Here is a 6,739-nt window from a genome sequence, read left to right on the forward strand (position 1 = left end):
TAATAAAGGTTTCGTTTCATTAAGAAACTTAAATGAATTTCAAGGATACATGTTTTCTAAAAACTTGTATTAATTCAAGGTTTGTTTCACTGTTCAGTTATCAATCTTCTATTTTGTTGCCCTCAACAGCAACTCGTTTATATTATCACGATGAAGCCATCTTGTCAACAACTTTTTATTTTATTTTCAAGCATTTCTAGGTGATATAAATTGTATCTACAATTTAATCAATTTCCTTAGTCACTTGAGCGCCTCGTTCCCTCAGCGCTCGATTATAATATCACCTAAAATGGGCACTGTCAACCAAATAGCAAGGATTTTTCTAAAGTAAATCTATTTTCACACAACGTTCAAATTGTGTGAATTGTACTAATTATTTTTGCAATTAGAATTTATCTAGTGTCCTATCGCATCCACAGCCTCTTTTACGTTTGATACACCTATTACCTCAATACCTTTTAAACCTGAAACGCTTGCTAGGTTTGAAGCTGGGATAATTGCCTTTTTAAAGCCTAATTTTTTCGCCTCACTGACTCTCTGTTCCGCCATAGCCACAGAGCGAACTTCCCCTGAAAGTCCTATTTCTCCGAAAACTATTGTATCCTCTCCTACAGGTATTTCCTTTTCGCTTGAATAAATAGCAAGAGCAATAGCTAAATCTATAGCTGGCTCATTTATTCGAATTCCTCCTGCAATATTAACATATATATCAGATCGGCCTAAGAATATTCCGCAGGCTCTATTAGCTTTAGCGTCTCTCATTCGCTCCAATACGGCTACTAAAAGATTTACCCTGTTATAATCGCAGCCGGTAGCCATTCGCCTTGGTATTTCAAAAGCTGTCTTGCTAACTAATGACTGTATTTCAACCAATATAGGCCTAGAACCTTCCATGGAGCAGGTAACTATTGAGCCTGTAGCATTTTCTGGGCGACCATCAAGCATTACAGCTGATGGATTTTTTACTTGTTCTAGACCTGTATCTCTCATTTCGAATACGCCTATCTCGTTTGTAGAACCAAAACGGTTTTTAACACCACGAAGTATTCTATAAGAGGCATGTCTATCGCCCTCAAAATACAAGACAGTATCTACCATGTGTTCAAGCACTCTAGGGCCCGCCACAGTGCCTTCTTTTGTAACATGTCCTACTATAAATACCGCTATGCCCTTTCCTTTGGCGATATTCATAAGTACACTAGTGGACTCTCTAACCTGTGAAACGGAACCTGGTGCTGAGCCTACTGATTCATTAAACATAGTCTGAATTGAATCTATTATCAAAACTGTTGGCATTTCTCGTTCTACCACAGCTTTTATTGTATCCAGGCTAGTCTCGCACAATAAATCAAGCTTATCATTAAATTGGCCTATTCTATCTGCGCGAATTTTTATCTGTTGTAAAGATTCCTCTCCTGATACATACATGACATTTATTCCGGATAGACATAGCTTTTGGCAGGTTTGCAGAAGCAAGGTTGATTTACCTATACCTGGATCTCCTCCTACAAGAACCATAGACCCAGGGACTATTCCACCACCTAGGACTCTATCAAATTCTTCTAGAGTAGTGGACATTCTCTGCTCGTTAGAGGCGGTCACATTTATAAGCTTGGTTGGCTTAACATCTGCTACCTTTGCTCTAGCTTTTACGGAAGTCTTATCTATAGTCTCCTCTACAAGTGTGTTCCACGCGCCACAAGCTGGACATTGGCCAGACCACTTAGACGTCTCATTACCACATTCTTGACAGAAAAAAACAGATACCTTTTTATTTGCCATTTCATACTCCTTATACCAAAAAATCTTCCCACCGAGTAGTGGGAAGATTTACATTAATCATTAAATTATACTCTTTTTACCTCTACCAGAACTGCTACTCCTGGGTCAAGTTCAACTGAAAGATTAAGCTTACCACCGAGGTTTGTCTTCATCTGTCCTGCACTTTTACCACCAACAGTGATGTCATAAGTAGTTTCAGGCTCAAGCTCCAATGTAACCATTGCATCTTCCTTACCCTCCACTGTAAATGAAACCGAATCAGATGTACAATTGAATTTTTCAACTGCTGTACCAGGTACAGACTCATATACAAACATGCCATTTCTCTCGAGCTTTGTAATATCAGAGAATGTCTTTACCTTGTACAAATCCCCATCATGCTTATAGTCTTCAAGCTTCTTCTTATCAGTCAATGTGTAGTCCCCAAAGCTGATTGTTCCATCTGCCTCACTGCGAATCAACTCACTAATCACAGCCATTTTTGTTCCTCCTATAGTCACCGCACTATGCAGCTTATCTTAAAATCGATTATAGCAAAGGTGGCAGATTTTCACAATAAACTTAAAATAAAAATCAACATTTTTCGAAAACTACTTCATCATTTTTAACTTTAGCCTTGACTTTATCAGAGGATTTGATTTTGCCTGCTAAAATATCTTCAGCCATAACATCCTCTAATGCAGTCTGTATCTTACGGCGGATAGGTCTAGCACCATATTTAGGCTCAAAGGACTTATCTACAATCCATGTTTTGACTGTTGCCGGAATAGTAACAGTAATGTCCATTTGTTCCTTGCATCTATTGGCAAATTGCTTAACCTGTAAAGCTGCAATTTCCTTCATATCGTCCTTGGTAAGGGCTCTGAAGACGATAGTTTCATCAATACGATTTAAGAATTCTGGCTTGAAGATACGTTTTACCTCTTCCATTACACCATTTTTCATAAATTCATAATCTTTGTTTGCGTCTTCCTTTGAAGAAAAACCAAGCTTTTTAGGCTCAATGATAGCTTTTGCACCAGCATTACTGGTCATGATAATGATTGTATTTTTGAAATCAACCTTACGGCCCTGGGAATCAGTTACATGACCATCATCCAGAATCTGTAGCATAACATTGAATACATCCGGATGCGCCTTTTCAATCTCATCGAAAAGAATAACTGAATAAGGGTTTCTTCTAACTTTTTCCGAAAGCTGACCACCTTCCTCGTAGCCTACGTATCCTGGAGGTGAACCAATCATTTTAGAAACTGAATGCTTTTCCATGTATTCACTCATATCTACGCGAATCATGGAATTTTCGTTTCCAAATACAGCTTCAGCAAGAGCCTTGGATATTTCTGTTTTACCAACACCCGTAGGGCCCAGGAACAGGAACGAACCGATTGGTCTTCCCTTTTCTTTAAGGCCTACACGACCTCTTCTAACTGCACGTGCTACAGCAGAGACTGCCTCCTCCTGGCCGATAACACGCTTGTGAAGAATACTTTCTATCTTTCTGAGACGAACAGACTCCTGTTCTGTAAGCTTTGCCACTGGAATCTTGGTCCAAAGTGCAACAACAGCGGCAACATCATTTTCTGTAAGAGTTGTTGGTTTAGCTTTTGCACGTCTGTTGAGGCGCTTTTCTTCTGCAGCTCTTTTTGCTGATAATTCGTCTTTTTCTGCTTTAAGGCTGCTGGCTAAAGCGATATCTCCATCGATGATTGCCTGCTCCATTTCTTCAGCTAGATCTTCTATTCTGTTGGCAAGGGAATCATCCTTTGTAACAATCTTTACTTCCTTGAGCTTGACTGCAGCTGCAGCCTCATCCATAAGGTCGATTGCCTTGTCTGGCAAGAAACGATCTGCAATATATCTTTCTGAAAGATGTACACAAGCCTCTACTGCTTCATCAGGGATTGTAATACCATGATGCTCCTCGTAAAGATGTCTAATGCCCTTAAGGATATCTATTGTTTCCTCCACTGAAGGCTCTTCTACCATAACAGGCTGGAAACGACGCTCTAAGGCTGCGTCCTTTTCTACGTATTTACGATACTCTGAGATAGTGGTCGCACCAAGAATTTGTATTTCACCTCTAGCCATAGCTGGCTTAAGAATATTAGAGGCATCAATAGCTCCTTCTGCTCCACCTGCACCAATTAAAGTATGTATTTCATCGATAAATAAAAGAATATTACCTTCTTCAATAACCTCAGCGATAACCTTTTTTATACGCTCTTCAAATTCACCACGATATTTAGAGCCCGCTACCATACCAGATAAATCAAGAGATAAAACTCTTAAATCTTTGACTGAATCAGGTACATTACCATCTACGATACGTTCAGCAAGGCCCTCTACGATGGCTGTCTTACCAACACCAGGCTCACCAATAAGACATGGATTGTTCTTTCCACGTCTTGATAAAATCTGTATTACACGCTGAATTTCAGAATCACGTCCAACTATAGGATCAAGTGCTCCATCTTCAGCAAGAAGTGTTAAATCTCTAGAAAACTGTTCAAGATAAGAGGTTTCATTTCGTTTTCTGCCGCTATTTATAGCCTGCATTTCTTCCTTGTATACAGTTCCTTCTGCTCCCATTCCAGCTACAAGCTCTGAGAAAAGCTTGTGAGGGTTAATATCAAGGGAATTAAGTAAGCGTGCTCCTGAACAATCCTGCATACGAATCATTGCAAGCAGCAAATGCTCTGTTCCGATTGTTTTAGAATTACATTTATCGGCTTCATCTGCAGCATGCTCCAAAAGCTGCTCCATTTTAGGGGTGTACCCATCACGATCCTGAAGAGCAATTTCTCCACCTGGAGATATTAATTCTTCAACAAGTTTTAGCAAAGAATCCTTTGTTACTCCATTGGAATTCAAAACCTTGGCAGCAAGAGAATTTTCCTGCTCTATAATGGAAATTAACAAATGCTCTGTTCCAACATAGCTATGCTTCAAGGTCTTTGAAAGCTTGGATGCACCAGTGATGGCACGTTTTGCCTGTCTAGAATATTCCATATTCTTTAACTCCTTTATAGATCATTTAAATCCATCATATTTAAGCTAGATGCTCTTCTAGCCTCATAAGATTCAGATTCATAGCGAGCACGAGATATTTGTGGCTCACCATCATATTCTTCGTCCTCTTCCTCATAATAATCTTCATCTTCATCGTATTCATCATCATCTTCTTCAGATTCGTCTTCTTCATCCTCGTAATCTTCTTCATCATCCTTGTTACGAGAACCGAAAACTATAGAACGAGGAAGTCTTTTTCCAGATTTCTTTGGAGCATTAGCAAATACATCTCCATCAAAATCATCGTCATCTTCGCCGCGTCCCTTAACAGCCTTGTTGATAATAATGAATAATAAAACTACACAAAGGATAATTAATCCCATAATAATCTTACGATATAGATTAAGCTTTTCTATATATTTGTCAGAATCGTCATTACCACCAGCTTCCGCTACCTCGCCTGATACTGCATCAGAGCCAGAGCTAAGAGCTGATTCATCCACTCTTGAAACAGTGCCGTAGGTCTTGTCATATAAGAACCAGCCTGTAGCACCATCCTGATTTGTACCATATACGTAGAAAAATTCTGCTCCATCTATTGTAAAGGCTGGTGCCGAACCGCCAGTTACCTCAACATTTGTAGCCTGAAATGCTGATGACAAAGGCGCCTCTGGATTTGAGATAATAACATAGTTCTTTGCAGTACCAAGCATCAAAAATGGCGAAACTGTTCCAGCATCTGCATTGTATAAATAGAATACACCTGAGCCAGATGTATTATCTGCAGGCTTTAAATATACAAGAGTGATTGAACCATTAGATGGCTCGCTGTAGGTGCTGCTACCAATTGTAATAGTTGTCTTTGAAAAACCAGATGGAATCTCTGAATCAGCGTAGCGTTCTGATACAACATAGGCTGTGCCATCAATATCAAAACCACCGTCGGAATTTAATGTGCCAACTGATGAACCTGAAGGTGCTACTTGTGGCTCTTCAGCTGGAGCTTCTGCGGTTTCAGCCTCTGGCTCTGCTGTTTCTTCTGCTGCTTCCTCTTCCTGAGCAGGAGCTTCTGCAGCGGCTGAGCCACCTATTGAAAGAGTAGTGCTACTACCTGAATTAGCTGAAGACGAAACAATAATAGAAGCTGTTCCTTCAGCTGTGGCGTTAAATACAATATCCCCTGATGTACCTGAAAAAGTCACTGAATTACCTTCAGTGGTATAACCTGAAACACTACAGCTAGTAAGATTGAGCATACTAGATGTGTATTTTACGGTAATAGAGCCCTTTTCTGAGCCGGAAACTGATACTGTAATTGAATCTCCTACCGCTACTGAATTTTTAGATACAGAAATTTTAGTTGTTCCCTGGGCAAAAGCTATTATATTAAATGCAAAAACCAACGTAATAACTAAAACTGCATTAAAAAACCTTTTATTCCATTTACTCATAATCATTACCTTCCTTAAATCATATAGCTAAAATCTTCTATGCAACCTACAATATTTATATTTGCAGTGCTTGCAAGATACTATATATAGATAATTTAATTATAGGTAACCCACTATACATAGTCAACAATTTCTACAAAGTAAAATCAACCAAATTGAGCTGGAAAGCCCTGAATATGAGCCAATTACGCCGGCTAAATTAGCTTGTGAAATTTGTATGTCGAATAGGAATAAAAGAAAGAATACTACTGCGGTACTACTAAGCAACGAAACTACTGCTAATGAAATAATCATGTCTCGGTCTAATCTCTTTTTCATAAAAAACACCTCCTGTTTGTTTATGATAAGAGAATATCACGCCACTACGTACATAATTATGGACACTAAGAATAATAAGGCATAAAAAATAGGCTACGCCTACTCAACTCCCCTGCCCCTCAATCATGAGGGGTGGGGGTTTATCTCTTAGTTATAGTCTTCTATAATTATCCTAT

General features: G+C 39.1%; 5 protein-coding genes. All 5 read right to left on the reverse strand.

Annotated elements, in window-relative coordinates; translation table 11 throughout:
* Window positions 1–396: 396 nt before the first annotated feature.
* The 5 genes from radA to BM097_RS15530 all read right to left on the reverse strand — a co-directional run bounded on the left by radA (window position 397) and on the right by BM097_RS15530 (window position 6,563).
* Window positions 397–1,782 carry a DNA repair protein RadA gene (radA, locus tag BM097_RS15510; RefSeq protein WP_090552507.1) on the reverse strand — a complete coding sequence of 462 codons (1,386 nt, stop codon included), beginning with the start codon at window positions 1,780–1,782 and terminating at the stop codon, window positions 397–399.
* Window positions 1,783–1,847: 65 nt separating this feature from the next.
* The gene (locus tag BM097_RS15515; protein WP_090552510.1) at window positions 1,848–2,261 is read right to left on the reverse strand and encodes an endosialidase; all 414 of its coding nucleotides are present in this window, start codon (window positions 2,259–2,261) and stop codon (window positions 1,848–1,850) included.
* A gap of 94 nt (window positions 2,262–2,355) precedes the next feature.
* Entirely contained in the window at window positions 2,356–4,794 is a 2,439-nt protein-coding gene (locus BM097_RS15520; RefSeq protein WP_090552514.1) for an ATP-dependent Clp protease ATP-binding subunit, read from the reverse strand.
* A gap of 14 nt (window positions 4,795–4,808) precedes the next feature.
* The gene (locus BM097_RS15525; protein ID WP_090552518.1) at window positions 4,809–6,245 is read right to left on the reverse strand and encodes a hypothetical protein; all 1,437 of its coding nucleotides are present in this window, start codon (window positions 6,243–6,245) and stop codon (window positions 4,809–4,811) included.
* 123 nt (window positions 6,246–6,368) lie between these two features.
* Complete coding sequence (locus tag BM097_RS15530; protein ID WP_090552521.1) at window positions 6,369–6,563, reverse strand: hypothetical protein; 195 nt, start codon at window positions 6,561–6,563, stop codon at window positions 6,369–6,371.
* Between the last annotated feature and the right edge of the window lie 176 nt (window positions 6,564–6,739).

The organism is Pseudobutyrivibrio sp. OR37, assembly GCF_900113655.1.
Taxonomy (GTDB): Bacteria; Bacillota; Clostridia; order Lachnospirales; family Lachnospiraceae; genus Pseudobutyrivibrio.